The following is a 1,187-nucleotide window of genomic DNA, read 5'->3' as shown; positions in this document are numbered from 1 at the left end:
AAGTACAATACTGGCTGCGTAGAAATGGAAGGCTGTGGGCAGCTCAACCTATGTTGCAGATCGGCGATAAACCTTCTTCATTTATGGAGAATCCCGTTGATATTGTAGATAAAGATAAAATCATGGAAGAAGTGGCCGATAAGATAGCAACTGAAGATTACACTAAAAAAGTTACAGAATTAGAAAGAAGTATTAGTGCTACTGAAAAAGGCGTTTCAATCATCTCTGGAAAACAAGAAACGTTTATAAATGAGACTTATAATGCCTATGTAAAGAAAACGGAATCTAGGTTAGAAGTGTTAGATGAAGGGATCTTAGCACAAATTTTAAAAGACGGTATCATTACTTCTATCAATATGTCACCTGGTAAGATTACAATCGACGCTGAGAAACTGAATATTAATGCCGATACAATGGTCAAATGGTTAACAGCAAAAGGCATAGATACAAATCTTATTAGAATTGATGGTGATAAAATCACCATTGATAAAGATGGTGTAACTGTTAAAATGCTAGACTTCCTATTCCAAGACGAATGGGGCACAAAAACAACTGCGGTATCAAGACGAAACCTAATAGCAGATCCAGACTTTTCTAGTGTTACAAAGAAAAACATCGGACATAACGATTATTATGGGTTTGAAGGTGGATACGGCCTTACTTGGAAGTCATGGGGAAATGTCGTAATAGAAAAGAATACGCATATATTCGATTACGAGCAAATGGTAAATGCTGCAAGGGTAGATATGTATAACTATCCAGAAACAATCGTGAATAATGGGATACATCCTGGAAATGAATACACATTATCTGCTCATTTTAGAACAGCAATGATAAATGGGGTACGTAAAACAGGGAAACCTCGTTTACAAGTATGCTGCGTTAAATTCCGAGACAATGTAAGTTACGATATATGGAATGAACAAAAAATGGATTTTCCTGAACCGTCTACATTTTATGGAGAAATCAGAAGATACTCTTTCACTTTCAAAGTGCCGACAAACTATATTCCGCAACAACATGCATTGATTATTAAAGTTTGTTCTGGAAATGCTGACATGAGACAAGGGACAGCGATTTGTGTAAGTGGTGTAACGTTATACAGTGGCAAATATGCATCTATGTATAATTGGGATCGTGCTGCAGCAGAAAGAGCAGATGGCATTCAGCCGTTTAACGCACTTGCT

At 36.8% G+C, this 1,187-nt stretch carries 1 pseudogene; it reads left to right on the top strand.

Annotated elements, in window-relative coordinates:
• Positions 1–1,187 (top strand): annotated as a pseudogene (locus ACS2CR_RS34225) (phage tail spike protein); the annotation flags it as partial.

It is taken from the genome of Bacillus cereus group sp. BceL291 (assembly GCF_051776705.1).
In the GTDB taxonomy this organism is placed as follows: domain Bacteria; phylum Bacillota; class Bacilli; order Bacillales; family Bacillaceae_G; genus Bacillus_A; species Bacillus_A cereus.
This window is presented reverse-complemented; position numbering and strand designations above follow the sequence as displayed.